Annotated in this window: 32 protein-coding genes; 20 read left to right on the top strand and 12 right to left on the bottom strand. The window is 70.5% G+C overall.

Annotated elements, in window-relative coordinates; translation table 11 throughout:
- Positions 1-778: MFS transporter (locus ABDW35_RS07080; protein WP_343713149.1), on the bottom strand; the 778-nt coding region annotated here is incomplete at its 3' end.
- A gap of 105 nt (positions 779-883) precedes the next feature.
- On the opposite strand from ABDW35_RS07080, the gene ABDW35_RS07075 reads away from it, so the two are divergent.
- Positions 884-1,690, top strand: coding sequence for a helix-turn-helix transcriptional regulator (locus ABDW35_RS07075; RefSeq protein ID WP_343713148.1), 807 nt, complete (start codon positions 884-886; stop codon positions 1,688-1,690).
- A 189-nt stretch (positions 1,691-1,879) separates the two neighbouring features.
- Here the strand turns inward: ABDW35_RS07075 and ABDW35_RS07070 are convergent, their stop codons facing one another.
- Complete coding sequence (locus tag ABDW35_RS07070; RefSeq protein ID WP_343713147.1) at positions 1,880-3,004, bottom strand: vWA domain-containing protein; 1,125 nt, start codon at positions 3,002-3,004, stop codon at positions 1,880-1,882.
- Positions 3,005-3,237: 233 nt separating this feature from the next.
- Between ABDW35_RS07070 and ABDW35_RS07065 the strand changes: the two genes are divergently transcribed.
- The 5 genes from ABDW35_RS07065 to ABDW35_RS07045 all read left to right on the top strand — a co-directional run bounded on the left by ABDW35_RS07065 (position 3,238) and on the right by ABDW35_RS07045 (position 6,007).
- Positions 3,238-3,990: a 2OG-Fe(II) oxygenase gene (locus ABDW35_RS07065; protein WP_343713146.1), complete on the top strand. Its 753-nt coding sequence runs from the start codon at positions 3,238-3,240 to the stop codon at positions 3,988-3,990.
- A gap of 219 nt (positions 3,991-4,209) precedes the next feature.
- On the top strand, positions 4,210-4,803 hold the full coding sequence (locus tag ABDW35_RS07060) for a HutD family protein (protein WP_343713145.1): 594 nt from the start codon (positions 4,210-4,212) through the stop codon (positions 4,801-4,803).
- 33 nt (positions 4,804-4,836) lie between these two features.
- On the top strand, positions 4,837-5,409 hold the full coding sequence (locus ABDW35_RS07055; RefSeq protein ID WP_343713144.1) for a DUF1993 domain-containing protein: 573 nt from the start codon (positions 4,837-4,839) through the stop codon (positions 5,407-5,409).
- 22 nt (positions 5,410-5,431) lie between these two features.
- Positions 5,432-5,758, top strand: a complete 327-nt coding sequence (locus ABDW35_RS07050; RefSeq protein WP_343713143.1) for a hypothetical protein — start codon at positions 5,432-5,434, stop codon at positions 5,756-5,758.
- 33 nt (positions 5,759-5,791) lie between these two features.
- Entirely contained in the window at positions 5,792-6,007 is a 216-nt protein-coding gene (locus tag ABDW35_RS07045; RefSeq protein ID WP_343713142.1) for a hypothetical protein, read from the top strand.
- Between the two features lie 43 nt (positions 6,008-6,050).
- Here ABDW35_RS07045 and mepA read toward each other — a convergent pair whose 3' ends face one another.
- Positions 6,051-6,920, bottom strand: coding sequence for a penicillin-insensitive murein endopeptidase (gene mepA, locus ABDW35_RS07040; protein ID WP_343713141.1), 870 nt, complete (start codon positions 6,918-6,920; stop codon positions 6,051-6,053).
- Positions 6,921-7,085: 165 nt separating this feature from the next.
- On the opposite strand from mepA, the gene ABDW35_RS07035 reads away from it, so the two are divergent.
- The 7 genes from ABDW35_RS07035 (at position 7,086) to lpxK (ending at position 16,738) form a co-directional block, all read left to right on the top strand.
- Positions 7,086-8,432, top strand: coding sequence for a metallopeptidase TldD-related protein (locus ABDW35_RS07035; RefSeq protein ID WP_343713140.1), 1,347 nt, complete (start codon positions 7,086-7,088; stop codon positions 8,430-8,432).
- A gap of 271 nt (positions 8,433-8,703) precedes the next feature.
- Entirely contained in the window at positions 8,704-10,185 is a 1,482-nt protein-coding gene (locus tag ABDW35_RS07030; protein WP_343713139.1) for a calcium-binding protein, read from the top strand.
- A gap of 282 nt (positions 10,186-10,467) precedes the next feature.
- Positions 10,468-11,994 carry a calcium-binding protein gene (locus tag ABDW35_RS07025; protein WP_343713138.1) on the top strand — a complete coding sequence of 509 codons (1,527 nt, stop codon included), beginning with the start codon at positions 10,468-10,470 and terminating at the stop codon, positions 11,992-11,994.
- 593 nt (positions 11,995-12,587) lie between these two features.
- A complete protein-coding gene (locus ABDW35_RS07020) occupies positions 12,588-13,391 on the top strand; it encodes a UDP-2,3-diacylglucosamine diphosphatase (protein WP_343713137.1) in 804 nt (267 codons plus the stop codon).
- 57 nt (positions 13,392-13,448) lie between these two features.
- A complete protein-coding gene (locus ABDW35_RS07015) occupies positions 13,449-14,441 on the top strand; it encodes a glycosyltransferase family 1 protein (protein WP_343713136.1) in 993 nt (330 codons plus the stop codon).
- Between the two features lie 16 nt (positions 14,442-14,457).
- Complete coding sequence (locus ABDW35_RS07010) at positions 14,458-15,729, top strand: 3-deoxy-D-manno-octulosonic acid transferase (RefSeq protein WP_343713135.1); 1,272 nt, start codon at positions 14,458-14,460, stop codon at positions 15,727-15,729.
- A 13-nt stretch (positions 15,730-15,742) separates the two neighbouring features.
- Positions 15,743-16,738 carry a tetraacyldisaccharide 4'-kinase gene (gene lpxK, locus ABDW35_RS07005; RefSeq protein WP_343713134.1) on the top strand — a complete coding sequence of 332 codons (996 nt, stop codon included), beginning with the start codon at positions 15,743-15,745 and terminating at the stop codon, positions 16,736-16,738.
- A 10-nt stretch (positions 16,739-16,748) separates the two neighbouring features.
- Here the strand turns inward: lpxK and ABDW35_RS07000 are convergent, their stop codons facing one another.
- The gene (locus ABDW35_RS07000; protein WP_343713133.1) at positions 16,749-16,979 is read right to left on the bottom strand and encodes a DUF1127 domain-containing protein; all 231 of its coding nucleotides are present in this window, start codon (positions 16,977-16,979) and stop codon (positions 16,749-16,751) included.
- Positions 16,980-17,160: 181 nt separating this feature from the next.
- Here ABDW35_RS07000 and ABDW35_RS06995 point away from each other — a divergent pair, with 181 nt between their 5' ends.
- The 4 genes from ABDW35_RS06995 (at position 17,161) to ABDW35_RS06980 (ending at position 19,918) form a co-directional block, all read left to right on the top strand.
- Complete coding sequence (locus ABDW35_RS06995; RefSeq protein ID WP_343713132.1) at positions 17,161-17,961, top strand: helix-turn-helix transcriptional regulator; 801 nt, start codon at positions 17,161-17,163, stop codon at positions 17,959-17,961.
- A 131-nt stretch (positions 17,962-18,092) separates the two neighbouring features.
- Entirely contained in the window at positions 18,093-18,611 is a 519-nt protein-coding gene (locus tag ABDW35_RS06990) for a DUF3455 domain-containing protein (RefSeq protein ID WP_343713131.1), read from the top strand.
- A 138-nt stretch (positions 18,612-18,749) separates the two neighbouring features.
- Positions 18,750-19,472 carry an SDR family oxidoreductase gene (locus ABDW35_RS06985; protein WP_343713130.1) on the top strand — a complete coding sequence of 241 codons (723 nt, stop codon included), beginning with the start codon at positions 18,750-18,752 and terminating at the stop codon, positions 19,470-19,472.
- 38 nt (positions 19,473-19,510) lie between these two features.
- A complete protein-coding gene (locus tag ABDW35_RS06980; RefSeq protein WP_343713129.1) occupies positions 19,511-19,918 on the top strand; it encodes a cupin domain-containing protein in 408 nt (135 codons plus the stop codon).
- A 47-nt stretch (positions 19,919-19,965) separates the two neighbouring features.
- Here the strand turns inward: ABDW35_RS06980 and ABDW35_RS06975 are convergent, their stop codons facing one another.
- From ABDW35_RS06975 to ABDW35_RS06950, 6 genes are all read right to left on the bottom strand, one after another.
- Positions 19,966-21,936, bottom strand: coding sequence for a S9 family peptidase (locus ABDW35_RS06975; protein ID WP_343713128.1), 1,971 nt, complete (start codon positions 21,934-21,936; stop codon positions 19,966-19,968).
- A 74-nt stretch (positions 21,937-22,010) separates the two neighbouring features.
- Positions 22,011-22,169 (bottom strand): YqaE/Pmp3 family membrane protein, encoded by a 159-nt coding sequence (locus ABDW35_RS06970; protein WP_343713127.1) that lies wholly within the window; start codon positions 22,167-22,169, stop codon positions 22,011-22,013.
- Between the two features lie 77 nt (positions 22,170-22,246).
- Complete coding sequence (locus ABDW35_RS06965) at positions 22,247-22,393, bottom strand: entericidin A/B family lipoprotein (RefSeq protein WP_343713126.1); 147 nt, start codon at positions 22,391-22,393, stop codon at positions 22,247-22,249.
- A 10-nt stretch (positions 22,394-22,403) separates the two neighbouring features.
- Positions 22,404-22,586 (bottom strand): CsbD family protein, encoded by a 183-nt coding sequence (locus ABDW35_RS06960; RefSeq protein WP_343713125.1) that lies wholly within the window; start codon positions 22,584-22,586, stop codon positions 22,404-22,406.
- A 93-nt stretch (positions 22,587-22,679) separates the two neighbouring features.
- Positions 22,680-22,937: a hypothetical protein gene (locus ABDW35_RS06955; protein ID WP_343713124.1), complete on the bottom strand. Its 258-nt coding sequence runs from the start codon at positions 22,935-22,937 to the stop codon at positions 22,680-22,682.
- 92 nt (positions 22,938-23,029) lie between these two features.
- Complete coding sequence (locus tag ABDW35_RS06950; protein WP_343713123.1) at positions 23,030-23,761, bottom strand: Crp/Fnr family transcriptional regulator; 732 nt, start codon at positions 23,759-23,761, stop codon at positions 23,030-23,032.
- Between the two features lie 199 nt (positions 23,762-23,960).
- Here ABDW35_RS06950 and ABDW35_RS06945 point away from each other — a divergent pair, with 199 nt between their 5' ends.
- On the top strand, positions 23,961-24,215 hold the full coding sequence (locus ABDW35_RS06945; RefSeq protein WP_343713122.1) for a hypothetical protein: 255 nt from the start codon (positions 23,961-23,963) through the stop codon (positions 24,213-24,215).
- 60 nt (positions 24,216-24,275) lie between these two features.
- Positions 24,276-25,139: a hypothetical protein gene (locus ABDW35_RS06940; protein ID WP_343713121.1), complete on the top strand. Its 864-nt coding sequence runs from the start codon at positions 24,276-24,278 to the stop codon at positions 25,137-25,139.
- 50 nt (positions 25,140-25,189) lie between these two features.
- Here the strand turns inward: ABDW35_RS06940 and ABDW35_RS06935 are convergent, their stop codons facing one another.
- The gene (locus ABDW35_RS06935; RefSeq protein WP_343713120.1) at positions 25,190-25,822 is read right to left on the bottom strand and encodes a VOC family protein; all 633 of its coding nucleotides are present in this window, start codon (positions 25,820-25,822) and stop codon (positions 25,190-25,192) included.
- Positions 25,823-26,041: 219 nt separating this feature from the next.
- On the opposite strand from ABDW35_RS06935, the gene ABDW35_RS06930 reads away from it, so the two are divergent.
- Positions 26,042-26,419, top strand: coding sequence for a cytochrome c family protein (locus ABDW35_RS06930; protein WP_343713119.1), 378 nt, complete (start codon positions 26,042-26,044; stop codon positions 26,417-26,419).
- A 24-nt stretch (positions 26,420-26,443) separates the two neighbouring features.
- Here ABDW35_RS06930 and ABDW35_RS06925 read toward each other — a convergent pair.
- On the bottom strand, positions 26,444-26,762 hold a 319-nt coding region (locus ABDW35_RS06925; RefSeq protein WP_343713118.1), incomplete at its 5' end, for a hypothetical protein.

Raw genomic sequence — 26,762 nt, 5'->3', positions numbered from 1 at the left:
GCCAGGCGAACAGCGCCAGCACCGGCAGCGCGGCGGCGAGCATGGCCAGCGACCAGGCCGGCCAGCCGGCCTCGCGCCCCTCGATCAGCGGGTACAGCAGCAGGCCGAGGCCGAGCGCGCTCAAGGCCACGCCGGCGATATCCAGCCGCTGGCCGGGCGCCACCCGGTCGGCCGGGATCAGCCGCGGCGCGGCCATGGCCGCCAGGAGGCCGATCGGGACGTTGAGCAGGAAGATCGGGCGCCAGCCGAGGCCCCAGAGATCCGCGGCCACCAGGATGCCGCCCAGCACCTGGCCGGACACCGCCGCCAGCCCCAGCACGACGCCGAGCGCGGCGAAGGCCTTGGCGCAGTCCCGCGGCTCGGGGAAGGTGACGCGGATCAGAGAGAACACCTGCGGGAACAGCAGCGCCGCGGCGCCGCCCTGCAGCAGCCGGGCCAGGATCAGCGTCTGCGCGCTGGCCGCCAGGCCGCACAGGGCCGAGGTCAGGGCGAAGCCGAGGAGGCCGGTCACGAACATCCGCCGCCGCCCCTGCAGGTCGCCCAGCCGCCCGCCGGTGATCAGCGCCACCGCATAGGCCAGGCTGTAGCCGGCCACCACCAGCTCAGCCTCGGCATAACTGGCGCCGAGGCCGAGCCGGATGCTGGGGATCGCCACATTGACGATCATCACATCCATCACGGTCATGAACGGCCCGGCCAGCATCACGGCGAGGCCGAGCCAGGGACGAGCCACGGTCGCCCGCCGGGCGGCCCCGGCGGCGCAGGTCACATCGGTCATGCGGGATCTCCATCGGGGCGGGTCCGTCCGCCCGAGACAGAGACTGCGGGATGGCCTATAATAGGAAAAGATAAGTTCTTATCCTATTAGTAGAAGCAACAGCCTATGGCCGTCACCAGCCTGCAGCGCACCGAGGATCGCCGCGCCCTGTCCGACTTCGTGCGCGACCGCCGCGCCCGCACCAACCCGGACGAGGTCGGGCTGCCGGCCGGGTCCCGCCGCCGCACCCCGGGGCTGCGGCGCGAGGAGGTGGCCCAGCTCGCCGGGGTCGGGGTCACCTGGTACACCTGGTTCGAGCAGGGCCGCGCTATCCAGGTCTCCGCCGATTTCCTGGAGCGGGTGTGCCGGGCGCTGCGGCTGGACCAGACGGAGCGGGCGCATCTCTACGCCCTGGCCCAGCATCGCCCGCCGCCGCATGCCGCCCCGGGCCTGCCCGCAGTCTCGCCGATCCTGCAGGGGCTGCTCGACAGCCTGCCGAACCCCGCCTATGTCAAGACCGCGCGCTGGGATATCGTCGCCTGGAATGCGGCGACCACGGCGCTGTTCGGCGACTACGCGCTGGTCCCGCCGGCCGAGCGCAACAGCCTGTGGATGATCTTCACCGACCCGCGCTACCGCCGGATGATGCCGGACTGGGAAGAGGGCGTCCGCCGCGTCGTCGCCAAGTTCCGCCTGGACTATGGCCGGGCCGGCGGCGACCCGGCCTTCGTAGCACTGGTCGAAGCGCTGCAGGCCACCAGCCCCGAGTTCCGCCGCTGGTGGCCGCAGCAGGACGTGGCGGAGCGCAGCGAAGGCATCAAGCGCATCCGCCATGACACGCTGGGCCTGCTGGAATTCGCCCACGCCACCTTCGTGGTCGAGGGCGCCCCGGACCTGAGGATGGTGACCTACACGCCAGTGCCGCGGGGATAGAAGAGGGCCGCGGCGGCGAGCCCGATGCCTCGATCATCCCTTCCTGTCATTGCCGGGCTTGACCCGGCAATCCAGGGGCCACCGAGAGCGGTTCTTGAAAGCCCCTGGATCCTCGGGTCAAGCCCGAGGATGACAAACAGGGAGTTGCCGGAGGATTGGGTTGGCCGCCGCGAACCCAGCCCGCGCCCTCTATTGCAGCTGCACCCGCAGCGTTTCCTCCACCGCCCGGTCGAAGCTGTCGGTCGAGGCCGTGGCGTTCTGCTTCGACTGCTCGGCGATGTAGGCGTCGCGCTTGCCGACCAGCTCCGCCATCTGTGCCGTCAGCGTCGCGCGTTCGGCCCGCTGCCGGTCGACATAGGCCTGCCGCTCGGCCGCCGACTTGCCCTGCAGCACCGCCGGCAGTTCGTCCTCCGGCACCGACTCCAGCGACTTCGCGCCGGCGGCGATGTCGGCCACCAGGTCGCCGGCGCCGGTCACCACCTCGCTGCGGCCGGCGCGCTTGTTGTAGAAGATCGAGTTCTCGGTCTGCACCGAGGCCGGGGCCGCGGCGCGCTGGTCGATCTTGCCCTGCACGCTCTCCTGCTGCCGGGCCGAGCCATAGGGGATCACGGTGGCGTCGATCCGGCGCTGCAGCAGGAGGATGTCACCGTCGAAGGGCGTCTCGATCACCACCACCTGGCCGCCATCCTGCGGGATCGGGATGTAGCGGCCGGCGCCGCGCTGTGCGATGTCCTGCCAGATCTGCCGCGTGTCGCCGGCATCGCCCGCCTGCACCGCGTTGACCACGATGCCGTCGCGCCGGGCGGCGGCCACCACCTCCGGATATTGCGGGGCGTTGGCATAGTCCATGTGCGGCGGCGCGTCGCCGACCAGGAAGACGATCTTCCGCGTCGCCTGGTCCTGGCTCCAATGCAGCTTGTGGACCGAGGCATGCAGCGCCTCGTTCACCGATTCCGGCCAGTCGCCGCCGCCATCGGCGCGCAGCTGCAGCAGGTCGCCATACAGGCCCTGGATGTCGGTGGTCAGGTCGTAGGTCCGGGCGACATAGTCGTCGCCGCGGTCGCGATAGATCACCAGCGCCATCCGGATCTCGGCCTTCGGGTTGGTCTCGACGATGCTGGTGGCGATCGACCAGATCTTGCGCTTGGCGCCGTCGATCAGCCCTGTCATCGACCCGGTGGTGTCGAGCACGAAGGCGACCTCGACCCGCGGCCGATCCTGCCCCTGGCCCGGCGCAGCCCAGGCCGGCGCGGCTAGCGTTGCGGCCAGCGCCGTCCCCAACAGCCATTTGCGGGCGATCAGACGCTTCAGCATGGTTCTCTCCCCTGGATCCTCCGGCCCCACGGCCGGGTTCGACGGGAGGTATCGGCCGGCCGCACGTCGTTTCCAGGGCGGAACGAAGCCCGTCCCTCCGCAATCCGGCCATTCTCCTGTGCCATCCGGCCTCCGGCTCCGGTCCCGCCGCAATTTGACCGCAAGCGACGGAGTGCGTGCCGGAACCGCGGGCGCCATCCTGCCGTCATCACAGAGACCAGGAGGCCCGACCGATGCCCCGCACCGCCCTTCGCCCCGATGACGCCGTGCCCGCCGCCCCCCTGCCGATCGACCAGGTCGCCGCCCTCGACTGGGACGCCGCCGCGGCGGAGCTGGACCAGCACGGCGCGGCGGTGCTGCCGGCGCTGCTGACGCCGGAGGAATGTCGTGCCGTCGCCGCCCTCTACCCCGAGGACAAGCCGTTCCGCAGCCGGGTGGTGATGGCCCGGCACGGCTTCGGCCGGGGCGAGTACAAGTACTTCGCCTATCCCCTGCCCGCCCCGATCGCCGGGCTTCGCGCCGCCCTCTATCCCCGGCTGGCACCGGTGGCCAATGGCTGGAACGCGCGCATGGGCATCGCCACCCGCTATCCGGAGCGGCACGAGGACTTCCTGGACGCGTGCCACGCCGCCGGCCAGACCCGGCCGACGCCGCTGCTGCTGCAATACGAGCCCGGCGACTTCAACTGCCTGCACCAGGACCTGTACGGCAACCTGGCCTTCCCGCTGCAGGTGGCGATCCTGCTGTCGGAGCCCGGCCGCGACTTCACCGGCGGCGAGTTCGTGCTGACCGAGCAGCGCCCGCGCATGCAGTCGCGGCTCGAGGTGGTGCCGCTGCGCCAGGGCGACGGCGTCGCCTTCGCCGTGCACCACCGGCCGGTGGCCGGCACGCGCGGCGACTACCGGGTCAATCTGCGCCACGGCGTCAGCCGGCTCCGCAGCGGCCGGCGCCACACGCTGGGCATCATCTTCCACGACGCGAAGTAATCCGCAGGAGAGATCTTTCCCAATTCCTCAATCCGTCATCCCCGCGAAAGCGGGGATCTCGCGACGCTTTGCCCGGACAGAGATTCCCGCTTTCGCGGGAATGACGGCGAAGGGATAGGCCGCGTTCCGGAAAGGGCTCACAGGCGTGATGCGATCGCGGGTGGACCGGCGCTGTCCTGTGCTATCGTTCGGCCTCTCTTGCCCGAGGTCGCGCCGCCCATGCCCACCCGCATCATCTCGCCCGCCCAGCACCGCCTGATGCCCTGGCGCAACGGCGGGGGCCGGACGGCCGAGATCGCGGTCGAGCCGGCCGAGACCCCGTCCGGCTTCCGCTGGCGGCTGAGCCTGGCCGAGGTCGAATCGGACGGACCCTTCTCCCCCTTCCCGGCCTGCTGCCGCACCATCATGCTGCTGTCCGGCCGCGGCATGGACCTGACCATCGCGGACCCCGGCGACTTGCCCCGGACGGTGCGGATCGACCGGCCGCATGAGCCCTTCGACTTCGACGGGGAGGCCGTGACCAGCTGCAAACTGGTCGCCGGCCCGGTGCGCGACCTGAACGTGATCGCCGACCGGTCGCTGCAGATCGACCACCGGGTGGCTGCGCTGGACGACGCCGACGCGATGCTGGAGCCGGCGCCGGTCTGGCTGTTCTATGTCTTGCGTGGAACCGCCGTGGTCGATATCGGCCGGCACCTGGCGGTGACCGAGGGCGAGACCGCGGTGATCACCGACGAGGACGACCGCGCCCCGCACCTCCGCGGCGCCGAGGCCGACAGCCTGGTCTACGCGGTGGCCTTGCGCCCGCGGTAGCGGTGAGCCGCCATCGGAGAGGGGGGCACGGCCATGACCATCTCGATGTACCAGGCCTCCATCCCCGTCTTCGCCCGCGCGCTCACCAACTGCCGCGGCATCCTCGCCAAGGGCGAGGCCCATACCGCCACGAACGGGATCGCCCCCACCGTCTTGCTGGAGAGCCGGCTGGCGACCGACATGTTCCCGCTGCACCGGCAGGTGCAGATCGCCGCCGACGGCGCCCGCGGCGCCGCGGTCCGCCTGGCCGGCCTGCCGCTGCCCGACCCGGAGGCGGAGGATGTCGCCGTGTTCAACCGCGGCATCCAGCACAGCTTTCCACCGGGCCCGGTGAGCTTCGCCGCGTTGACCGCCCGGATCGACTCCGCCCTCGCCGTTATCGAGGCGCTGCGGCCGGAGCAGGTCGACGGGTCGGAAGCGCGGGTGATCGACGTCACGCTGGGCGGCCGCACCCGCCGCTTCGCCGGCCTGCCCTTCCTGCTGCTCTATGCGCTGCCGAACCTGCAGTTCCACATCGCCATGGCCTACGCCATCCTGCGCCAAGCCGGCGTCGCCCTCGGCAAGCAGGATTTCGAAGGGCCGGCCACCTATCTGAGCCTGCCGTAGCACCGGCCGAGGGAGGGGAACGATGGACGGCTTCACGGTGAAGCCCCTGGACATGTCCACCTGGCCGGATTTCTGCACCCTGGTCGAGCGCCACAACGGCATCTGGGGCGGCTGCTGGTGCATGAACTTCCATCCGGAGGGCGCCAAACGCGCAGAATCGGTGGCGGCCCGCCGGGAGATGAAGGAGCGCCGGGTGCGCGCCGGCACCACCCAGTCCGCCCTGGTCTATGACGGCGCGGACTGCGTCGGCTGGTGCCAGTTCGGGCGGACGGAGGAGCTGACCAACATCAAGCACAAGCGTGCCTATGGCGAGGGGCTGGAGAGGCTGCCGGACTGGCGGATCACCTGATTCTTCACCGACAAGCGCTATCGCGGCCGCGGCGTGGCGGCGGCCGCGCTGAACGGTGCGCTGCGGGAGATCGCCCGGCTGGGCGGGGGCACGGTCGAGAGCTATCCCGAGGAGACGGCGGGCCGGACCGTGGCGGGCGCCTTCCTGTTCAACGCCGCGATCTCGATCTTCGAGCGCCAGGGCTTCGAGCGCACCCGCCGCATCGGCAAGCATTGCTGGGTGGTGACCAAGGTGGTGGCCCCGGGCTGACCCTGCGGAGACCCGCAGGGTCGCGGCCGAACCGGAGCCGTCGCTATTGCCCGGCCGTCACCGCCGGCGCGTTCAGCACCGCCATGCAGGCGGCCGGCAGCGGCGGCGGGACATAGGGCTTGCCGCCCTTCTTCGGCACCGGCGCGCGCATCGGGAACCAGGACATCAGGTCGGCGCCGCAGCCGTCGCCGGCCGGCGCCGGGTCCTGCTCGCGGCACAACGGGCTGCCGGAGGGGCAGCCGATGCGGATGTGCAGATGCTCGTTGTGGCCGGTCCAGGGCCGCACGACATGCAGCCAGGAGCGGTCGTCCCAGTTCATCGCGCACAGCTCGCGCTTGATCGCCGGGTGGATGAAGATGCGCTCGACCCGCGGCTCGGTCGCCGCCAGGCGGATCAGCTGCGCCTGCTGCGGCGACAGGGCACCGCGCGGGATATAGTCGGTCCAGGGCCCGGTGATGTATTCCGGCTTCAGCGTCTCGCGCTGGTCGCGCGCCAGCATCGGCAGGTCCAGGCGCAGCCAGATGTCGGCGTCCAGCCCATTCTCATGGGCCGCATGATCCGTGATCGGGCCGCCGCGCGGCTGTCCCATATCGGCGATCAGGAGCGGCGGCAGGCCGGCGGCCTGGGCCCGTCGACCAAGATCTTCCAGCGTCGCCACCAGGTTCGGATGGCCCCAGTTGCGGTTCCGGCTGAGGCGGATGATCTGATAGCCGGGTCCTTCCGGCGGCAGTTGCACCGCGCCGGCGATGCAGCCGTTGGAATAGCTGCCGATCACCTGCGGCGCCCCCTGCGTGGCCAGCCGCACCTGGCTCCAGGCGGGATCCTCCTCCACCGCGCCCGCTGGCGTGGCCGCCAGCAGGGGCGCCAGCAGCCAGACGGCGGCCAGCACCGCCCCGATCCGTCTCACGATCACGCCCGATCCCTCCATGCGCCGACTCGCCCCGCCAGGATGCGCGTCCTGACGGTGGAGTTGAAGCCCCGGCGACACCCGACTGATGCGTCCGCTTGCCCTTGCACCTTGCCGCGGCGGGGGCGGCGTCGCTACATGAGGGAGGCCCCGGAACCGACGGACCGCACGATGCCCGATTCCCATGACGCGACCCTCGACCTGCTGTCCGGCCTGATCGACAAGGCCAAGAGGGCCGGCGCCGACGCTGCCGACGCGGTGCTGTTCGACAGCACCTCGATCTCGATCAGCTACCGCCTCGGCAAGCTCGAGCATGTCGAGCGGTCGGAGGGCGGCGACCTGGGGCTGCGCGTCTTCATCGGCAAGCGCATGGCGATCGTCTCCTCCTCCGACCGCCGCCAGGCCGCGCTGGACGAGGCGGTGGAGCGCGCCGTGGCCATGGCCAAGGTGGTGCCCGAGGACCCCTATTGCGGCATCGCCGACCCGTCCGAGCTGGCGACCGCGCTGCCGGATCTCGACCTGGTCGACCCGGTCGAGCCGTCGACCGAGACCCTGTCCGACCGCGCCCGCGCGGCCGAGGAGTCGGCGTTGGCGGTGCAGGGCGTGACCAATTCCGAGGGCGCCAGCGCCGGCTTCGGCCGCAGCATGGCGGCGATGGTCGCCAGCAACGGCTTCGCCCGCGTCACCGGGTCGACCGGCAGCAGCATCTCGGTCTCCGCCATCGCCGGCGAAGGCACGGGGATGGAGACCGACTACGACCACACCAGCGCGGTTCACGCCGACGACCTGCAATCGGCGGACACGGTCGGCCGCAGCGCCGGCGCCCGCGCCGTGGCCCGGCTGGGCGCCCGCAAGGCGTCGACCGCGCGGGTGCCGGTGGTATTCGACCCGCGGGTGTCGCGCAGCCTGCTAGGCCACCTGGTCGGCGCCATCAACGGCGCCGCCATCGCCCGCGGCACCAGCTTCCTGAAGGAGAAGATGGGCGAGGCGGTATTCGCCCCGGGCATCGCGGTGATCGACGACCCGCATATCCGCCGCGGGCTGCGGTCCCGCCCCTGCGACAGCGAGGGCGTGGCCAGCCGCCGCCGCGCTTTGATCGAGGATGGCCGGCTGACCACCTGGCTGCTCGACCTGCGCTCGGCCCGGCAGCTGGCCCTGGCGCCGACCGGCCATGCCGTGCGCGGCACCAGCGGCCCGCCCGGCGCCTCCCCCGCCAACCTGTACCTGGCGCCCGGCAGCGTCTCGCCGCAGGAGCTGATGGCCGACATCCAGGACGGCTTCTACGTCACCGGGCTGATGGGCTCGTCGGTCAACGGCGTCACCGGCGACTACAGCCGCGGCGCCCACGGCTTCTGGATCGAGCGCGGCCAGTTGGCCTATCCGGTCAACGAGGTCACCATCGCCGGCAACCTGAAGGACATGTACCGCGCGCTGGTCCCGGCGAACGACCTGGTGCTGCGCTACGGCATGGACGCGCCGACGGTGCGGATCGACGGCATGACGGTGGCCGGGCGGTAACGCCGCCCGGTCAGGCGGCTCGCGCCATTTCGTTTCGGCAAAGAAACAGAAAAAGTCACGCCAGCCGGGCGTTTGGCCTGGAATTAGCATTTTGTGAGAGTTCGCCCGAAATTTAGCATTAATATATCAACATCTTTCTTTCGTTCTTTGTATTGCGGCCGAAACGATCTCGAACTGCATAAAATTCAGCCCAATCTTTAGTCAATCCCGATCCACCCAGCCGCCATGGCTGGCCGTCGATGATCGGGGGGCATATTGGGGAGGTATTTCCATGGCCGTGTTTACGGTTGTCAACGGCACCGGCATCAACGGCAACGGTGTCCAGTTCGGCACGCTCTCGCAAATTGCGTCATCCGGCATCGCCGGCAATCCGAACATCAACGCGACCAGCGGCACCATCAACTTCGTCGGCGGCGGCAAGCTGGGCCTCACCGGCGTCGGCATGAGCTTCACCCAGCCGGCCACCTTCGCCGGCACCGTGACCAGCATCACCTACAACAACCCGTCATCCACGCCGATCTTCACCATCACCGGGATGGTCACCCCGCTGTCGACCCTGGCCGGGCTGGTCATGGGCGGCAACGAGGAAGCCGTCCTGGGCATCGTCTTCTCCGGCAACGACCGGGCCTTCGGCTCGACGATGGACGACGTTCTCAAGGGCTATGGCGGCGACGACAGCCTGAGGGGCGGCCTCGGTCACGACACCCTGGACGGCGGCGACGGCTCGGACTACGCCAACTACCAGCTCTCGAACGCCGCGGTGACCGTGGACCTGCTGGCCGGCACCAATTCGGGCGGCCACGCCGAGGGCGACACGCTGATCAGCATCGAGAACCTGTACGGCTCCAGCCACGACGACGTGCTGACCGGCAACAATGTCCGCAACATCATCGTCGGGGAGCTCGGCAACGACACTATAGCCGGCAATGGCGGCGATGACTTCCTGGTCGGCGATGTCGGCAACGACACTGTTTCAGGCGGCGACGGAGCCGACCGGCTTACCGGCGGGGCCGGGATCGACATCCTGAACGGCGACGGCGGCAACGATACGATTGACGCCGGGGCCGACGACGATCAGGTCTTCGGCGGCGACGGCAATGACAGCCTGTATGGCGGCGCCGGCGACGACGTGCTGGACGGCGGTGCCGGCAACGACATCCTCGAGGGGGCCGCCGGCGCCGATCAGATGATCGGTGGTGACGGCACCGATACGGTGAGCTATGGCGGCTCGGCCGTCGGCGTGACCGTGGTGATGGGCGGCGTGTCCAGCGGCGGCGATGCCGAGGGCGACACGATGTCCGGCATCGAGCAGGTGGTGGGCTCGTTCCACGACGACTCGATCACCGGCGACGCCAATGCCAACACGCTGTGGGGCCTGGCCGGAAATGACACGCTGACCGGTGGGGTCGGGGCCGATGTGCTCAAAGGCGGCACCGGCAACGATACCTTCGCCTATACCAGCGTGGCGGACAGCACGGTCGCGGCCGCCGGCAAGGACACCGTCATCGACTTCCAGACAGGCGACAAGATCGACCTGTCGGCGATCGACGCCGACGGCAACAGCGGCAACGGCGACACCGCCTTCGCCTTCGGCACCGGCAACTTCACCGCCGTTGCCGGCGAGATCCGCATCGTGGCCTTCGCCAACAGCCGCTATGGCGTCTATATCGAGACCACCGGCGACAAGCAGCCGGATTCCATCATCAACGTCTATTCCGACCACGCCCTGACCGCAGCGGACTTCGTGCTGTAGCACTGTCGCAGCCACCCGCCCTTCCCGACCGCAACCGGGGAGGGCGGGATCTTTCGGTTGCGGGCAGCCTGGCCGCCCGACCAGCCAAATCCGGCACGATCGGATCGGCCGACGGAAATGTCGTTCCGCCGGCCGATCGATTCCTTGCGTTCTTTGTTTCGCCCCAGGAACGCTCTCGAACCGCGTCGGATTTTGCCCAATCTTGAGACAGTTCCGGTCCGGGACGGCCCCGAAGGCCGCCACGTCAAAGGATCGGATGCTCATTCAGGGGGAGGCATTTCCATGGCGGTCTTCAGTGTTCTCAACGGCACCGGCCTCAACGGCGCCGGCATCCAGTTCGGCTCTCTGTCGCAGATCGCGACCGCGGGCATCGCCGGTTTTCCGATCATCACGCCGACCACCGGCTTCGTCAGCTTCAACGACACCGGGCTGCTGTCGCTCACCGGCACCGGCATGTCGTTCACCTTCCCGTCGACCTTCGCCGGCACCGTCACCAGCCTGAGCTACGCCAAGCCGGCGCTCACGCCGGTGTTCTCGATCACCGGCATGAACACGGCCCTGGCGGACATCGCCGCCGGCCTGCTCAGCCCCGGCGGCGAGATGACGATGCTGGCCAGCATCTTCTCCGGCGACGACACCATCACCGGGTCGTCCCAGGCCGATGTGCTGATCGGCTTCGACGGGACCGACACCATCAATGGCGGCGACGGCAATGACACACTGCGCGGCGGCGCCGGCGCCGACCATCTCGACGGCGGCGCGGGATCGGACTTCGCCAACTACCAGGGGTCGACCGATGTCTTCGTCGACCTGCAGTCGAACCTGATCTTCGGCGGCGACGCCACGGGCGATACGCTGACCAACATCGAGAACCTGTACGGCTCCAGCGGCAACGACTTCCTCTCCGGCAATGCCGACCGCAACATCATCGGCGGCGAGAACGGCGCCGACAACATCGACGGCCGGGACGGCGACGACTCGGTGTCGGGCGAGGCCGGCGACGACGTCATCAACGGCGGCAACGGCGCCGATCGCATTGTCGGCGGCGACGGGGCCGACACCCTGACCGGCGATGACGGCTTCGATCCGGCCGGTGACGGCAACGATTCGATCGATGGCGGCATCGGGAACGACCAGATCTTCGCCAATGGCGGCAATGATAGCCTCAGGGGCGGTGCCGGTGACGACACGATCGACGGCGGTGACGGAAACGACATCCTTGAAGGCGGCGCCGGGGCTGACCAACTGACCGGCGGCGCCGGCATCGACACGGCCATCTATGCCAATTCGGCCGCCGGCGTGACCGTGGTGATCGGCGGCGGCGCCGGCGTCGGCGGCGACGCCCAGGGCGACACGCTGACCGGGATCGAGCAGGTGATGGGCTCGGGCTTCGACGACACCATCACCGGCGACGCCAATGCCAACACCCTGTGGGGGCTGGCAGGGGACGATGTGCTGACCGGGGGCGGCGGCGCCGACGTGCTGAAGGGCGGCGCCGGCAACGACACCTTCCGCTATGTCGCGATCAGCGACAGCACGGTCGCGGCCGCGGGCCGGGACACGATCACCGACTTCACCACCGGCGACAAGATCGACCTGTCGGCGATCGACGCCAACGGCGCGGGCCCCGGCGACGCCGCCTTCACCTTCGGCACCGGCGCCTTCACCGCCGCCGGCCAGATCCGGGCGCTGGATTTCGGCGGCGGCCGCTACGGCGTCTATCTCGAGACCACCGGCGACAAGCAGCAGGATGCCATCATCACCGTCTATTCCGACCATGCCCTGACCGCAGCGGATTTCGTGCTGTAACAAGGCCGCGGCGCCCCGCCCTTCCCTGTCCGCAATCAGGGAAGGGCGGGGCGCCGGGCACGGCAACCGCCCACGGCGTCCGGCGGCCTAGCCCTTCGGCGGAAATTTTATTCCTATCGCCCGATCGCTTCATTGCGTTCTTGCCTGCGACGCCGGAAGGCTCTCGAACTGCCGCGGATTTTGCCCGATCTTGAGCCGCTTTCGATCCGAGACGGCCGCAAAGGCCGCGATGTCAGATGGTCGGGGCGGCGGCGACAAGCAGCGGGATGCGGTCGTCGCCACCTGTTCCGATCACCCGATGGCCGCGGTGGATCTCGTGCCCTAGCACGCCCCGCGGCTGCCCGCCCTCCCTTGTCCGCAACCAGGGGAGGGCGGGCCCTTCTTCCTTCGAAAGCAATCCACCCGCTTCAGAAAAGATTCACAAAGCTCTTCAAGAGCCAACGAACAGATCGCGACAGATCGGCCGGCCAAAAGCACTCGTGACCGTTTTATTAATTTTTGCATCTGCGAGATCGCAGAGGACATCAATATGTTGTTTGTCGAAGGCGCCTCGGTTATACGGACGGTATATGACCGCCGAAGGGCTGATACCCATGGATCAGGTGACGCGCTATCGCACCATCTGGATCTCGGACGTCCATCTCGGCACCCGGGCCTGCAACGCCACCCTCCTCCTCGACTTCCTGAAGCACACCGACTCCGACACGCTGTACCTGGTGGGAGACATCGTCGACGGCTGGCGGCTGAAGAAGAGCTGGTACTGGCCGCAGCCGCACAACGACGTGATCCAGAAGCTGCTGCGCAAGGCCCGCAAGGGCACCCGCGTGCTGTACATCCCCGGCAACCATGACGAGGCCGCGCGGCAGTTCGTGGGCCAGAATTTCGGCGATGTCGACGTCGCCGACGACTGCATCCACGAAACCGCGGATGGCCGCCGCTTCCTGGTCATCCATGGCGACCAGTTCGACGTGGTGGTGCGTTACGCCAAGTGGCTGGCCCATATCGGCGACAAGGCCTACGAGCTGCTGCTGCACACCAACACCGCCCTGAACCTGATCCGCCGCCGTCTCGGCTTCTCCTACTGGTCGCTCTCGGCCTATATGAAGCAGCGGGCCAAGCGGGCGGTCGAATTCGTCGGCCGCTTCGAGCTCGCGCTGGTCGAGGAAGCCAGGCGGCGCGGCGTTGACGGGGTGATCTGCGGCCACATCCACACCGCCGAGCTGAAGGACATGCAGGGCATGACCTATGTGAATGACGGCGATTGGGTGGAGAGCTGCACCGCGCTGGTGGAGCATGAGGACGGCCGCCTGGAGATCCTGCACTGGGCGGACATCGTGGCGGCCCGCGACGCGGTGGCGGCGCCGGAGCCCGCGCTGAAGCCGCAGCGCGCCGCTTGATCCGATATCGGGTATAGTCTCCGGGACCATGGCAGCGACGGGGTCGATTTCCGGCTGATGCGCATCCTGATCGTCAGCGACGCCTGGCTGCCCCAGGTCAACGGGGTGGTGCGCACCATCGAATCGACCCGTGACGAGCTGCGGCGCCGCGGCCACACGGTCGACGTCATCGGGCCCGACCGCTTCGCCTCCATCCCCTGCCCGACCTATCCCGAAATCCGCCTGGCGATCGGCCAGAGCCGGCGCATGGCCCGGCTGATCGACGCGTTCGACCCCGACGCCATCCACATCTCGACCGAAGGCCCGCTGGGCTGGGCGGCACGGCGCTACTGCATCCGCCGGCGGCTGTCCTTCACCACCTCCTTCCACACCCAGTTCCCGGAATACGTCCAGCTGCGCACCGGCATGCCGCTGGCCTCGACCTATGCGCTGCTGCGGCATTTCCACCGCGCCGCCAGCGCCGTGATGGTGGCGACCGACACGCTGGAGCGGAACCTGAGCAGCCGCGGCTTCCGCCGCCTGGCGCGCTGGAGCCGCGGCGTCGACACCGACCGCTTCCGCCCGGCGGCGCGGCCCGGGCGCGAGCGGCCGCGGCACCTCTATGTCGGCCGGGTGGCGGTGGAGAAGAACCTCGACGCCTTCCTGTCGCTGAAGCTGGACGGCGAGAAGGTGGTGGTCGGCGGCGGCCCGTCCCTGCCCGCCTTCCAGGCGAAGTACCCGGACGTCACCTTCACCGGCGCCAAGCAGGGCCAGGCGCTGGTCGACGCCTATGCCGATGCCGACGTCTTCGTCTTCCCGTCGCGCACCGACACCTTCGGCCTGGTGATGCTGGAGGCACTGGCCTGCGGCGTGCCGGTCGCCGCCTATCCGGTGCAGGGGCCGGCCGACGTGATCGGCGATGCCCCGGTCGGCCGGCTGGACGAGGATCTGGGCCTCGCCATCCGCGAGGCGCTGAAAGTTCCGTCGGAGGATTGCCGCAGTTTTGCGCTGCGCTATTCCTGGGAGGCATGTACAGATCAGTTTCTGACTCATCTGCACCCCTTCCGATGACCCCGACCCAGTCTGGATGATCTACGCGCTGTATCGCGGGCTGACCGACGCCGCCGGCCCCTTCGTGCCCCTGCTGCTGGCCCGCCGCACCGCCGCGGGCCGCGAGGACCCCGCCCGCCGCGGCGAGCGGCTGGGCCATGCCAGCATTCCGCGCCCGGCGGGACCGCTGATCTGGGTCCATGCCGCCAGCGTCGGCGAGGTGCTGTCCGTGCAGGTGCTGGTGCGCCGCCTGCTGGAGCGCGACCCGCGCCTGACCATCCTGGTCACCACCGGCACCGTGACCTCGGCCCGGCTGATCGGCGAGCGGCTGCCCGACCGGGCGATGCACCAGTTCGCGCCGCTGGACCGCATGGCCTTCGTCCGCCGCTTCCTCGACCACTGGAAGCCGGATCTGGCGATCTGGGTCGAATCCGAGATCTGGCCGAACATGCTGACCGAGATGGAGGCGCGCGGCCTGCCCATCGCCCTGGTCAACGCCCGGATGTCGGAGCGGTCGTTCAGGCGCTGGCGCCGGCTGCCGCGGCTGATCCGCCGGTTGCTGGGCATCTTCCGGGTGATCCTGCCCTGGGACGAGCGCTCGGCCCGCAACTTCCGCGCCCTCGGCGCCCGCGGCGTCGGCCAGGTCGGCAACCTGAAATTCTCCTCCGACCCGCCGGATGCCGATCTCGAGGAGCTGGCGGCGATGCGCGCGGCGATCGGCCGCCGCCCGGTCTGGCTGGCCGCCAGCACCCATGCCGGCGAGGAGGAGCAGATCATCCAGGCGCACAAGGCGCTGGCGGCGAAGCGGCCGGGCCTGCTGACCGTGCTGGCGGCGCGCCACCCCGACCGGGGCGAGGAGATCGCCGGCTTGGCCAAGGCGGCCGGGCTGAAAGCGGTTCGCCGCAGCCAGACCCGGCTGCCCGCCGCCGACACCGACATCCTGGTGGCCGACACGATCGGCGAGATGGGGATCTGGCTGCGGGTCTGCCCGGTGTCCTTCATCGGCGGGTCGCTGGTGCCGTTCGGCGGGCACAACCCGATCGAGGCGGCGCAGCTGGGCGCGGCGCTGGTTTATGGCCCGCATATGACCAACTTCCCGGACATCACCGCCCAGCTGGGCCAGGCCCGGGCGGCGATGCCGGTGGCCGATGCCGCGGCCCTGACCGCCGCGGTCGGCCGGCTGCTGGACGACCCGGTGGAGCGCCGCCGCATGGCCCGCGCCGCCGGCGCCGTGGCCCAACGCAACCGCGGCGTGGTCTCCACCGTGATGGCGACGCTGGAGCCGCTGATCACGCCGATCCTGGCGTGACCGGAGCCGCCGGATGAAGACCCCCGGCTTCTGGTATCGCCCCCAGGCGACGCCGGCAGCCTGGCTGCTGGCCCCGGCCGGCGCGCTCTACGACGTCGCGTCGCGGCTGCGCCGGGCCTGGGTCTCTCCGCAGCGGGCGCCGGTGCCGGTGGTCTGCGTCGGCAACCTGGTGGCGGGCGGCGCCGGCAAGACCCCGGTGGCGCTGGCGCTGGGCCGGCGGTTCCGTGAGATCGCCGTCGAGGCGCATTTCCTCAGCCGCGGCCATGGCGGGTCGCTGGCCGGGCCGGTGCGGGTCGACCCCGACCGGCATTCCGCCGCCGAGGTCGGGGACGAGCCGCTGCTGCTGGCCCGGGCGGGCCCGGCCTGGATCTCGCGCGACCGGCCGGCGGGAGCGCGGGCCGCCGCTGCCGCGGGAGCCCGGCTGATCCTGATGGATGACGGCTTCCAGAATCCGAGCCTGGCAAAGGACCTGTCGCTGCTGGTCGTCGATGGCGGCAGCGGCTTCGGCAACGGCTTGATCCTGCCGGCCGGCCCCTTGCGGGAAAAGCCGGCGGACGGGCTGAAGCGCGCCGATGCCCTGGTGGTTATGGGCGCCGACCGGGCTGGGATCGCTGATCTCGCCGCCCGCCACGGCCTGCCGGCGCTGGGCGCCCGGCTGGTGCCCGTGGCGGAGGACGCGGCGAGGCTGCGCGGCCGCAAGGTCCTGGCCTTCGCCGGCATCGGCCGGCCGGGGAAATTCTTCGCCACCCTGGCGGAGCTCGGCGCAGAGCTCGCCGGCGCCATCCCCTTCCCCGACCACCACGCCTACACACCGGACGAGGTGATGCGGCTGGTCGAGACGGCGCAGGAGCGGCAGGCCGTGCCGGTGACCACGGAGAAGGACTTGGTCCGCCTGCCGCCCGAGGCCCGGCCGATGGTCGAGGCGCTGCGCGTCGAGCTGGCCTGGGACAACCCCGCTGCCGTCGACGCGGTGCTGGAGCCGGTGGTGCGTCGGGTCGGGCTGGTGTAGCAGCCCGACCCTACCGCCCGGTCCACCCGGCCGGAAGGCGGTTGTGGCGGACCAGGCCCCGGATCTCGCCGCGGGTGAGCCCCATATCCGCGAGCAGATGGTCGTCGAGCGCCATCAGCCTCGCGGTGTCCCGCGACATCTTCACCTGCCGCCGGATCCAGGCCGCGAGGCGCCCCAGGACCGGCGGCGCCGGGCGAATCGCCCGCGGCTCGCGGCACGGAACGGCCGTTGCGCTGTCCATCATCGGAGTCCCTTGCTGGATGCCACCGGCTTGGCCGCGATGTCCTGCAGCGGGCGGCCGGCGTCGATGGGTGCGACCCTAAGCCCGTACCCGATCTACGTGTTAGCGTCATTCTGACAGGTTATGGTTTTCAGTCGCCAATCTCTGGCGCCATTCATCGGATTTCTATATCCGAGTCGCCATGATCCATCCGGACAACCTGGCCCATCCCGATCTCGACCGGCCGGTCGCGGAGGACTATCCCGCCCCGGCGCTGGTCTATGCCGGCGAGGTCGAGGCCGGGCTGCATTTCCGGTCGCACAGCCACCGCTGGGCGCAGCTGTTCCACATCGTCTCCGGCTCGGTGACGGTGGAGACGGCGCGTGGCAGCTTCGTCGTGCCGCCGGAGCGGGCGCTGTGGATTCCGCCGGACGTGCCGCACGCCGTCACCTACCTGCAGCGCTCGGCGCTACGCTACCTGTTCCTGCGGCCGGAAGCGGCGCGGCATCTGCCGCCCGAGCCCTCGGTGATCCGGCTGTCGCCGCTGCTGCGCGAGTTGGTGCTGGCGCTGCTGGGCCATCCGCGCGACGCCGCCGCGGTCGGCGGCCCGGCGGGACGGATTGTCGGCGTCATCCTCGACCAGCTGGTGGCGGAGCCGATCGCGCCGCTGCACCTGCCGATGCCGGAAGCGGCCCGGCTGCGGCGCGCCGTGGCCGAGCTGGCCGCCGACCCTGCACGCGCCGACGGCCTGGCCGAGGTGGCCGCCCGGGCCGCCCTGTCCGAACGTTCCTTCGAGCGCCATTTCCGGGCCGAGACCGGCCTGAGCTTCCGCGCCTGGCGGCGCCAGGCGCGGCTGCTCAAGGCGGTCGAGTGGCTGTCGCTCGGCGCCTCGGTCGGCGATGTCTCCGACCGGCTGGGCTATGAAGGGCCGAGCGCCTTCGTCGCCGGCTTTCGCAAGGCTTTCGGCGTCACCCCCGGCCGCTATTTCGCCGAGGGCGGCTGAAACACGGCGGCCTCCCGGTTGCGAATGCAACAACGGCGACATGCTTCCGTAGCGGTGGTGGGCCAGCCTCAGGTCGGCCGCACGGAATTGGCCGTGCCCTTCCCTCCACCATTCTTCGCCCGGTGATTGCGATGCCTCGATATGCCCTTTGCGCCTGCTTGCTGCTGGTGGCCCTGCCGGCTGCGGCGGCGTCCGCCCCGGAGCTGCCGAGTCCGGCCGATGCAAGGCTGCTGTTCACCGCGAAGGGCTCGGGCGTCCAGATCTATCGCAGCGACGACACCGGCGGCGTGCTGCATTGGGAGCTGGAGGCGCCGCTGGCCCGCCTGACCGGCCCTCGGCTGCCTAGCCAGGACGGCCGGGTCACGATCTACCACTATGCCGGCCCGTCCTGGGAGGCGGCCGACGGCAGCAAGGTCGCGCGCGACCCGGCGGTGCCGGTGGTGTCCGCGCCGCCGGCCGATCCGGCGGACATCCCGGCGCTGCTGATCACGGTGGCGGCGGACCCGGCCTCCGGCATCCTGGCCCATGTCGCCTATGTCGAGCGCCTGGCCGCGCATGGCGGGGCCGTGCCCGCGACACCGCCTTCCCGGCCCGGGACCCGCATCGGGGTGCCCTATACCGCCACCTACGCCTTCTTCGCCCGGGAATAGCCGCCAGCGCGCACCGCCTCCGGCCGCGCAAAGCCAGAGGCCGCACTGTCACATCCGCACGTCCCGTCTCGTCTTGAGGTCGAAGCGCTGCCCGGGGACATCATCGGGCGCCGGCGCCTCCTCACTGCGAGGCAGGACATGAAGGTCGTAATCATCGGCGGCACCGCGCTGATCGGCGCCCGGACCGCCCGGCTCCTCCGGCAGGTCGGCCATGAAGTCGCATCCACCGGCAGCAGGCCCGGGCCGGCCCTGGCCGGGGCAGAGGTGGTGGTCGATCTGTCGGATGCGGCGTCCTGCGGTGGCAACACGGCTGTGGCCGCTTTCGAGGCCGCGCAGCGCGCCCTGCTCGCCGCCGAGGCGGCCGCCGGAGTCGGGCACCATGTGGCGCTGTCGGTCGCGGGGGCGGAGCAGCAGCCCGGCGGCAACGCCCGCGGCAGGGCGACGCAGGAACGGTTGATCCGGGCCTCGGGCCTGCCCTACACCATCATCCATTCAACCCAGCTGTTCGAGTTCCTCGGCGGCATCGTCCGGTCGGCGGCGCTGGGCGGCATCCTGCGCCTGCCGCCGGCGGCCGTGCAGCCGATCGCCCCGGACGACGTCGCCGCTTTCGTGGCCCGGATCGCGCTGGGCGCCCCGCTCAACGACACCATCGAGATCGCCGGGCCGGAACGGCTGCGCCTGAGCGAGCTGGTTGCCCGTTATCTCCGGGCCACCGACGACCCGCGCGCGGTCGTCAGCAACCCCCGCGTCGGTTGGCCGGACGTCGTGCCGGACGACCGGCCGCCAGGCCCCCGCATCATTCCACGCCTCGGCATGATCCGGTTCGAAGCGTGGTTCCATCAGGCCCGCGAACAGGCCTGATCTCTGCCCCCGTTTCAACCAACCTGAAGGTTATAGTCATGAAACGCCTCCTTAGCGCCCTCGCGCTGACCGTCCTCCTCACCGGCCCCGCCCATGCCGCCGATGTCGGCACGAAGGTGACGCTGCTCTATGACCACGAGATCCCCAACGTCCCGGGCAAGAGCCTGCGGGCCGTCCTGGTGGAATACGCCCCCGGCGGGTCCTCGGACGCCCACACCCATGCCAGGTCGGCCTTCATCACCGCGACGGTGCTGGAAGGATCGATCACCAGCCAGGTCAATGACGGGCCGGTCACCACCTACACCGCCGGACAGAGCTTCACCGAGCTGCCGGGCGACCGCCACGCCATCAGCGCGAACGGCAGCAAGACCGAGCCGGCCAAGCTGCTGGCCGTGTTCGTGGTCGACACCGGCGAGACCCAGCTGACCACGCCGATCCACAAGTAAGCCGGCCAGCCACCGCGGCCGGACCATATGGCCCGGCCGCGGTGACGCTAGAAGGCGAGCCCGGTCTTGAAGATCTCGACCGCGTAGAAGGCCAGCTCGCCATCCAGCGCCCGCTGGATGTTGGCGGCCTTGCGGAAGCCGTGCTGCTCGCCCGCGAACAGGACGTAGCCGACCGGCTGGCCCTTGGCCCGCAGGGCGTCGACCATCGCCTCCGTCTGGTTCGGCGGCACCACCTCGTCCTCGTCGCCCTGGAAGAAGATCACCGGCTTCGACAGCTTGTCGGCATGGAACAGCGGCGACCGCTCGCGGTACCGCTCCGCCTCCGCCGGATAGGGACCAATGAGCCAGTCGAGATAGTGCGACTCGAATTTGTGGGTGTCGCGCGCCAGGGCCGCGGCGTCGCTAACCCCGAAATGGCTGGCGCCGCCGGCGAAATAGGTGTCGAAGGCCAGGGCCGCCAGGGCGGTGTAGCCGCCCGCGCTGCCGCCGGTGATCACCGAGCGGGCAGAGTCGGCCAGGCCCTGCGCGGCCAGGTATTTCGCCCCGGCCACTGCGTCCTGCACATCGACCACGCCCCAGGTCAGGTTCAGCCGGTCGCGATAGGCCCGGCCGTAGCCGGTGCTGCCGCCATAGTTGACGTCGAGCACGGCGATGCCGCGGCTGGTCCAGTACTGGATGCCGAGATTGAGGGTCGACGAGGCGGCCGAGGTCGGCCCGCCATGGATCTTCACCACCAGCGGCGGCACGTCACCGGCTGGCGCCGCATGGTCCGCGCTGGTCGGCGGGTAGTACAGGCCATGGGCGGTGCGGCCGCCCGCCGTCGGGAACTCGACCGGCTGGGCCGGGGCGAAGAAGCCGCGCAGCGCCGGGTCCTCGCCGATCTCGGTGGCGCGCTTCAGCACCTCCCACCGCCCGGTCGCAAGGTCGAGCCGGACGATCTGGGCCGGGTCGCGCGGCGAGCCGGCGCGGAACACCGCGACCCGCTCATTGGCACGGACCGAGCTGATGTCGGTGAAGGGCACGTCGACCGGCGTCAGGGCGCCGGTGAGGAGATCGACCAGCGCCAGCTTGCCCAGGCCGCCTTCGATATAGCTGCACAACAGGCGGCCGGGGCCGGAAAAGGCATAGGCCGACATCCCGAACACCCATTGCGGCTGCCCGAACTCCGCCGCCATCGCCAGCACCGGCTCGGCTGGCCCGCCCTTCCCGTCGCAGCGATACAGGTTCCACCAGCCGGAGCGGTCGGCGGCGAAGACCAACCATTGTCCATCGGGCGACCACTCCGGCTGGAACACCGATTCGCCCGACCCGCCGGCGACGATACGCGGCGCCCCGGCCGGCGACCCGGCGGCGTCGAGGTCGGCGACGAACAGCGTGGTCTCGACCCATGGCATGTTCGGGTGATCCCAAGCCAGCCAGGCTAGCCGCCCGCCATCCGGCGACAGCCGCGGCGAGGCGAAGAAGTCATGGCCCTGCGCAAGGATGCGGATGCTGCCGGCGCCTTCGCCCTCCAGCGGCACGGCGACGATCATGTTGTCGGGATGGCCCTGGCCGGGCCGGTGCCGCTCGCCGACGCCGATCCACAGGCGCCGGCGCGGATCGATCAGCCCGTCGGCGAAGCGCCACTCTTCCCCGGCCTCGCCGGTCGCGGTCGTGACCGGAACCGGCGCGGCACCCGGCACCTGGCGGTAGAGCCGGCGGTCCGGCCGCTCGCCAGCGGGGCCGGGACGGTCGTTGGAGAAGAAGACGGTGCCGTTGGCGACGGTCCAGGCGCCGCCGCCATATTCATGCACCCGGGTGCGGACATTGACCTCGGGCGGGCTGATCTCGGCCACCGTGCCGTCGGGCGCGCGCCGCATCAGCACGCCACGCCCGCCCTCCTGCGGCCGGCCCTCCAGCCACCAGATGGCGTCGCCGTCCAGCCGGACCTCGGACAGGCCGATCGACTGCGCCACGATCAGGTCGGAGGTGATCGGCGACCTCCAGAAACCGTAAGGGGCAATGCGGGTGTTCGGCATGGCGACGACTCCGACCGGTGGGCGACCGCGCCAGCCTCTCCGATCGGGCGCCGGGATTCCAGTGCCGCTGTTCGTTACTTCCGGGCGATCACCCAGACCGCGTGGACGATGCCGGGGATGTAGCCCAGCAGCGTCAGCAGGATGTTGAGCCAGAACGCCCCGCCGAAGCCGACCTGAAGGAACACCCCCAGCGGCGGCAGCAGGATGGCGATGATGATCCGGATCAGGTCCATGCGGGTCCTTCAGGGTGCGGCAGGGAAGTCATCGGGATGCCCGGGCGGATGGTGGGCCCATCCGCCCGGGCGGCCGATCAGGGCGGGTTCGGCTTGGTCGACTGCTCGATGCTCTGACCGGCCTTCTGGGTGTCCTGGCCGACGCCGCGGACGGTGTTGTCGCAGGCGGCCATGCCGAGGCCGGCGGCCATCAGGCCGGCGATGAGAACGATGCGTGTAATCATGGTCTGCTCCTTACTTCTTCAGAACGTCCCGGACGGCGTCCTTCACCTTGCCGGCGGCGGACTGGACCTTGCCTGACGCGGTCTGCGCCCGGCCTTCGGCCTCGAGCCCGCGGTCACCGGTCACCTTGCCGGCCGCCGTCTTGCCCTTGCCGACCACCTGATCGACGGCGCCTTTAACGCGATCCTTGTCCATTGGATTTCCTCCTTGGCTGGGAAACCGATCCGAGACGGACCGGTGAGTTAACGGCACCTCGGTCGCGGGAGTTCCGGGGCGCCGCGACGACGGTCAGCGGACCAGGAAGCGGCCGATCGCGAGGCCGGCCGCGAAAGCAAGACCGAGCGCGGTCAGCGGCCGCTCCGCCACATGACCCTGAATCTCGCCGGCGGCGGCCTCCGCCGCGTGGCCGACGCGGCGGGCGCCCCACCGACCGGCATCCTGCGCGGCATCGCCGGCACGGCCGGCCAGCACGCCGATCTCGGACCGCAGCTCCGCCAGCATGCGGGTCAGGGCATCGACATCCTGTTCGAGGTTGCGGGTCGCCATGGTCATTTTCTCCTCATGGTTGCAACAAACGGCACGGGGCAGGCGCCGAACGACGCCGCGCACCACACCTGTATGAGAGAAACAGCGGAAACTCAGATCAGTGGCCGTTTCGGCACGGGCGCCTCGGCCCATGCGGCGAGCGACCGCAGGGCGCGGGTGTCGTGCACATGCAGCTTCTTGCGCGCCAGGGTGAAGACGCCGTCGCGATGCAGCCGGCGCAGCACCCGGTTGGTGTGGATCAGCGACATGCCCAGCATGTCGGCGATGTGGCTTTGGGTCAGCGGGAAGTCGAGCGCATTGTCGCGCACCAAATCCAGCTGCCGCGCCCGCTTGTAGACCGCGAGCACGATGGTCGCCACGCGCTCAACACCCGAGCGCTGGCCGACCGACAGCAGGTTGTCGTCGACGATGCCTTCCTCATGCGCCGTCAGCCAGGTGATGTCGTAGGCCAGGCCGGGATGGTTGCGGAACAGGTCCCACAGCCGCCGGCGCGGGAAGACGCAGACCTCGACATCGGTCAGGCATTCGATGCCGTAGGGCGCGCCGGTCTGCGGCGCGATGTGGAAACCCATGAAGTCGCCCGGCATCAGGATGTTCAGGATCTGCCGCCGCGCGTCCTCCAGCTCCTTGAACCGGAAGGCCCAGCCGGAGAGCAGGGTGTAGAGGTCGCTGTCGTCATCGCCCTGGGACAGGATCTGCGCCCCGGCCGGGTATCTCAGGTTGCCGCGGCGCATGCCGGCGATGAATTCGATCTCCTCGGCCGTGTTCGTCTTGAACAGCGGCTGGCTGCGCAGCGGGCAGGTGGCGCAGGGAGTCGCAGCCATCGATCGCACCTCCTCATCAACCGGCGAGTCGCTTCGGACGGCCATGGAATTAAACCCGATGGTCAGATCCGAGTACGTCAAATGTTTAGTGCCGCTGCGATGCGGCGCGTTTGTCGTACCGCGGCCGGAGGCAGCCTTGATCGCGCCACATCTCCGGCCGACCCTCGCGAATAACGGCCCCACGGACCCGGAGGGCGCGATGGCCTTCGTCATTCCCGGCGCGCTGCTGCTGTTCACCATCCTGCTGATCGTGCTGCCCTGGCAGGTCGGCGCCGCCCTGGCCGTCACGGTGATCGGGACGCTGCTGGTCCTGACCCTGCACTGGCGGGCACAGGCGGAGCGGGGCTGGCGCAAGCTCGTCTATGACACGCATCTCCGCGCCGGCGCGACGCCGCAGGAGGCGAGAGCCAAGGCCGACAAGGCACGATTGGACTGGGGTCCCGTTGACTCCTGACAGGGGTTGGCCCGGCCGCCGGAGCGCGGCATGGTGGCCGCCGATCACAGCGGAGACAGCATGCGACCGGATTCCTTCGCGTTTCGCCGCCGGCTCGCGCCGGCCGGGCTGCTGCTGGCGGCGATAGCCCTGCCCGCCTCCGGCGCCCTCGCCCAGCAGACCCCGCCCGGCCAGACCATCCCGCCGGCTGACGCCGCTGCGCCGTCCAATGCGGTGCCGGAGACCGGGCCGGCCTTCCGCCAGGCCACCACGCTGGGCCGGCAGATCTTCGCCATCGACGGCGCCACCGCCCTGGCCAGCGCGACGCTGCGCCGCAACGGCATCGACCCGCAATCCGGCGGCGTGGTGGGCTGGGTGACCGAGCCATCGGCGAACGGCATCCTGGTCCGCTTCGTCCGCCGCGGCAGCCAAGGGCCGGAGGCGGCCTACGACGTCACGGTCGATGCCGGCGGCGCCGCCCCGGTGCTGGCCCGCCGCGACGGCGCGCCACTGACGCCGGACCAGGCCGCCCAGTTCGCCGCGGCGCAGACCGCGTTGGGCCGGCTGGACCAGCCCTGCTCCAAGACCTACCGGCCGGTGGTGTTCCGCGACCCCGGCACCCGCAACTGGCGGGTCTATGCCCTGGCGACGTCGGAGGATCCCGGCGTGTTCATGGTCGGCGGCCATTTCCGCTTCCTGGTCAGCCCGGATGGCGGCCGCATCCTGTCCGGCGGCCGCCTGCCCCCGCCCTCCTGCCTGGCCGGCCAGAAGACGGCCGAGGGCCACCCGGCCGTGGCCTTCATGGTGGCCGAGCCGGTGTCGCCGATCCCCACCGAGGTGCATGTCTTCCTAAGCCTGCGCCAGAATCTGCCGCTGATCGTGGTGGCCGCGGACGGCAAGCGCTGGCTGGTCGCCCACGGCACCATCGCCACGATGAAGCAATAGGGCCGCCGGCTCGCGGGATCCGTCGATCCGGGCGGGCCTGACGCCGGCGCTCACCCGGCGAAGGCAACCAGGTTGCCGTCGGGGTCGCGGATGATGAAGGTGCGGGCGCCCCAGGGCTCGGTCCGCAGCGGCTGGTGGAAAGGCGCGCCGGCAGCCTGCAGTTCCAGGAACAGCACCTTGGGGTCGTCGACCGCGATCGTCGCCGCCAGCAGGTCGGTCTCGCGCTCGCGGAAGCCGGGGGCGAAGACCGGGCCGTGCACCCGGCGCAGGTTCAGCCGTGCCCGGTCGCGCGTGACCTGGGCGTAGAAGGGCGGATTGCCGTAGACGAAGACGACGGTGAAGCCGAGCGTCCCGCCATAGAAGTCGCAGGCCGCCCGGATATCGGCGACCAGCAGCTGCGGTTCGACCAGGCCCAGCACCGGCCGGCCCTGCGGCTGCGGCGTAGGGCCGGGCGCGGCCTCGAGGCCCTGGACCAGGGCCTGCCAGCCGCCGAAGCCCTCGCGCCGCGCCACCAGCTCCTGTGCGTCGGCCAGGGTGAAGGGCCGGGCCAGCACCTCGGCATCGGTCAGGTGCCCGAAACGGGGCAGCCAGGCGCGGATCTGCTCGGCCACCGGATGGTGCCGGTCGCGATGCCAGCGCAGGACGGTCTTCGCCTGCTTGCGGAGATTTTCGAGGTTCGGCATGGGGCGCATCCGGGGTTGTGGGTCCTGCAGGCGGGCATTTCCCCTCCGGCCCCAGCCGATGCGCCCTGCGAAGCCCGGAAACGATGATCGCGCCGCGGCCGGCGGTCAAGCCGGGCGGATTCCGCTTGCCTTTCTCAAAGTGAGGATCTATCACATTCTTAAATGTGACTATCACTCACGTTAAAATCATCTGCAGAAAGGTGTCGAATGCACAGGAGGATGATCCTGCTGGCGACGTGCGCTCTGCTGGTGCCGCTGCTGCCGGCGCCGGCGCGGGCCCAGACCGCGGATCCGGCGCGCGGCGAGGAGGTCTTCGAGACCTGCAGTGCCTGCCACTCGATCGAGGCCGGAGAGAACGGCTACGGCCCGTCGCTGCACGGCGTGGTCGGGCGGCGGGCCGGCGCCGCGCCGGACTACGAGTATTCCGACGCGATGCGGCGGGCCCGGCTGGTGTGGGACGACGGGACGCTCGACCGCTGGCTGGCCGGCCCGCGCACCCTGGTGCCCGGCACCCGGATGAGCTTTCCCGGCCTACCGAACCGGCAGGAGCGGCGCGACGTCATCGCCTATCTGAAGGCGGCGGGCGGCGCGCCCTGAGGTCCGGGCGCGCCCTTCCCGGCCTCAGGCGGCCGCCTGCACCGCCGCGCCGCGGGCCCGCCGCGGCAGGGCCAGCGCCACCAGCCCGCCGAGGATGATGCCGAGCACGGCGAGCAGGAAGGCCAGGCGGGCACCCTCGCCGACGGCTAGGCGCAGCGCCTCGCCCTGCTGCGCGGCGATGCCGGCATTGGCAATGGCGATCAGCACGGCCAGGCCGATGGCGTTGCCGATGTTCAGCGTGGTCGAGGCCATGCCGGAGGCGACGCCCTGCACCTCCGCCGCGACGCCGAAAGCCGAGGCGATCCACATCCCGGTCCAGACGATGCCCTGGCCGAGACCGGAC

It is taken from the genome of Inquilinus sp., assembly GCF_039594555.1.
GTDB lineage: Bacteria > Pseudomonadota > Alphaproteobacteria > DSM-16000 > Inquilinaceae > Inquilinus.
The sequence above is the reverse complement of the archived record's forward strand: the minus strand, read 5'-3'. Positions and strand labels throughout refer to the sequence as shown.

Bases quoted from the DNA above. Each gene is read 5' to 3' on its own strand.
- ABDW35_RS07075 (WP_343713148.1), top strand. From the start codon at position 884: ATGGCCGTCACCAGCCTGCAGCGCACCGAGGATCGCCGCGCCCTGTCC.
- ABDW35_RS07070 (WP_343713147.1), bottom strand. From the start codon at position 3,004: ATGCTGAAGCGTCTGATCGCCCGCAAATGGCTGTTGGGGACGGCGCTG.
- ABDW35_RS07065 (WP_343713146.1), top strand. From the start codon at position 3,238: ATGCCCCGCACCGCCCTTCGCCCCGATGACGCCGTGCCCGCCGCCCCC.
- ABDW35_RS07060 (WP_343713145.1), top strand. From the start codon at position 4,210: ATGCCCACCCGCATCATCTCGCCCGCCCAGCACCGCCTGATGCCCTGG.
- ABDW35_RS07055 (WP_343713144.1), top strand. From the start codon at position 4,837: ATGACCATCTCGATGTACCAGGCCTCCATCCCCGTCTTCGCCCGCGCG.
- ABDW35_RS07050 (WP_343713143.1), top strand. From the start codon at position 5,432: ATGGACGGCTTCACGGTGAAGCCCCTGGACATGTCCACCTGGCCGGAT.
- ABDW35_RS07035 (WP_343713140.1), top strand. From the start codon at position 7,086: ATGCCCGATTCCCATGACGCGACCCTCGACCTGCTGTCCGGCCTGATC.
- ABDW35_RS07030 (WP_343713139.1), top strand. From the start codon at position 8,704: ATGGCCGTGTTTACGGTTGTCAACGGCACCGGCATCAACGGCAACGGT.
- ABDW35_RS07025 (WP_343713138.1), top strand. From the start codon at position 10,468: ATGGCGGTCTTCAGTGTTCTCAACGGCACCGGCCTCAACGGCGCCGGC.
- ABDW35_RS07020 (WP_343713137.1), top strand. From the start codon at position 12,588: ATGGATCAGGTGACGCGCTATCGCACCATCTGGATCTCGGACGTCCAT.
- ABDW35_RS07015 (WP_343713136.1), top strand. From the start codon at position 13,449: ATGCGCATCCTGATCGTCAGCGACGCCTGGCTGCCCCAGGTCAACGGG.
- ABDW35_RS07010 (WP_343713135.1), top strand. From the start codon at position 14,458: ATGATCTACGCGCTGTATCGCGGGCTGACCGACGCCGCCGGCCCCTTC.
- lpxK (WP_343713134.1), top strand. From the start codon at position 15,743: ATGAAGACCCCCGGCTTCTGGTATCGCCCCCAGGCGACGCCGGCAGCC.
- ABDW35_RS07000 (WP_343713133.1), bottom strand. From the start codon at position 16,979: ATGGACAGCGCAACGGCCGTTCCGTGCCGCGAGCCGCGGGCGATTCGC.
- ABDW35_RS06995 (WP_343713132.1), top strand. From the start codon at position 17,161: ATGATCCATCCGGACAACCTGGCCCATCCCGATCTCGACCGGCCGGTC.
- ABDW35_RS06990 (WP_343713131.1), top strand. From the start codon at position 18,093: ATGCCTCGATATGCCCTTTGCGCCTGCTTGCTGCTGGTGGCCCTGCCG.
- ABDW35_RS06985 (WP_343713130.1), top strand. From the start codon at position 18,750: ATGAAGGTCGTAATCATCGGCGGCACCGCGCTGATCGGCGCCCGGACC.
- ABDW35_RS06980 (WP_343713129.1), top strand. From the start codon at position 19,511: ATGAAACGCCTCCTTAGCGCCCTCGCGCTGACCGTCCTCCTCACCGGC.
- ABDW35_RS06975 (WP_343713128.1), bottom strand. From the start codon at position 21,936: ATGCCGAACACCCGCATTGCCCCTTACGGTTTCTGGAGGTCGCCGATC.
- ABDW35_RS06970 (WP_343713127.1), bottom strand. From the start codon at position 22,169: ATGGACCTGATCCGGATCATCATCGCCATCCTGCTGCCGCCGCTGGGG.
- ABDW35_RS06965 (WP_343713126.1), bottom strand. From the start codon at position 22,393: ATGATTACACGCATCGTTCTCATCGCCGGCCTGATGGCCGCCGGCCTC.
- ABDW35_RS06960 (WP_343713125.1), bottom strand. From the start codon at position 22,586: ATGGACAAGGATCGCGTTAAAGGCGCCGTCGATCAGGTGGTCGGCAAG.
- ABDW35_RS06955 (WP_343713124.1), bottom strand. From the start codon at position 22,937: ATGGCGACCCGCAACCTCGAACAGGATGTCGATGCCCTGACCCGCATG.
- ABDW35_RS06950 (WP_343713123.1), bottom strand. From the start codon at position 23,761: ATGGCTGCGACTCCCTGCGCCACCTGCCCGCTGCGCAGCCAGCCGCTG.
- ABDW35_RS06945 (WP_343713122.1), top strand. From the start codon at position 23,961: ATGGCCTTCGTCATTCCCGGCGCGCTGCTGCTGTTCACCATCCTGCTG.
- ABDW35_RS06940 (WP_343713121.1), top strand. From the start codon at position 24,276: ATGCGACCGGATTCCTTCGCGTTTCGCCGCCGGCTCGCGCCGGCCGGG.
- ABDW35_RS06935 (WP_343713120.1), bottom strand. From the start codon at position 25,822: ATGCCGAACCTCGAAAATCTCCGCAAGCAGGCGAAGACCGTCCTGCGC.
- ABDW35_RS06930 (WP_343713119.1), top strand. From the start codon at position 26,042: ATGATCCTGCTGGCGACGTGCGCTCTGCTGGTGCCGCTGCTGCCGGCG.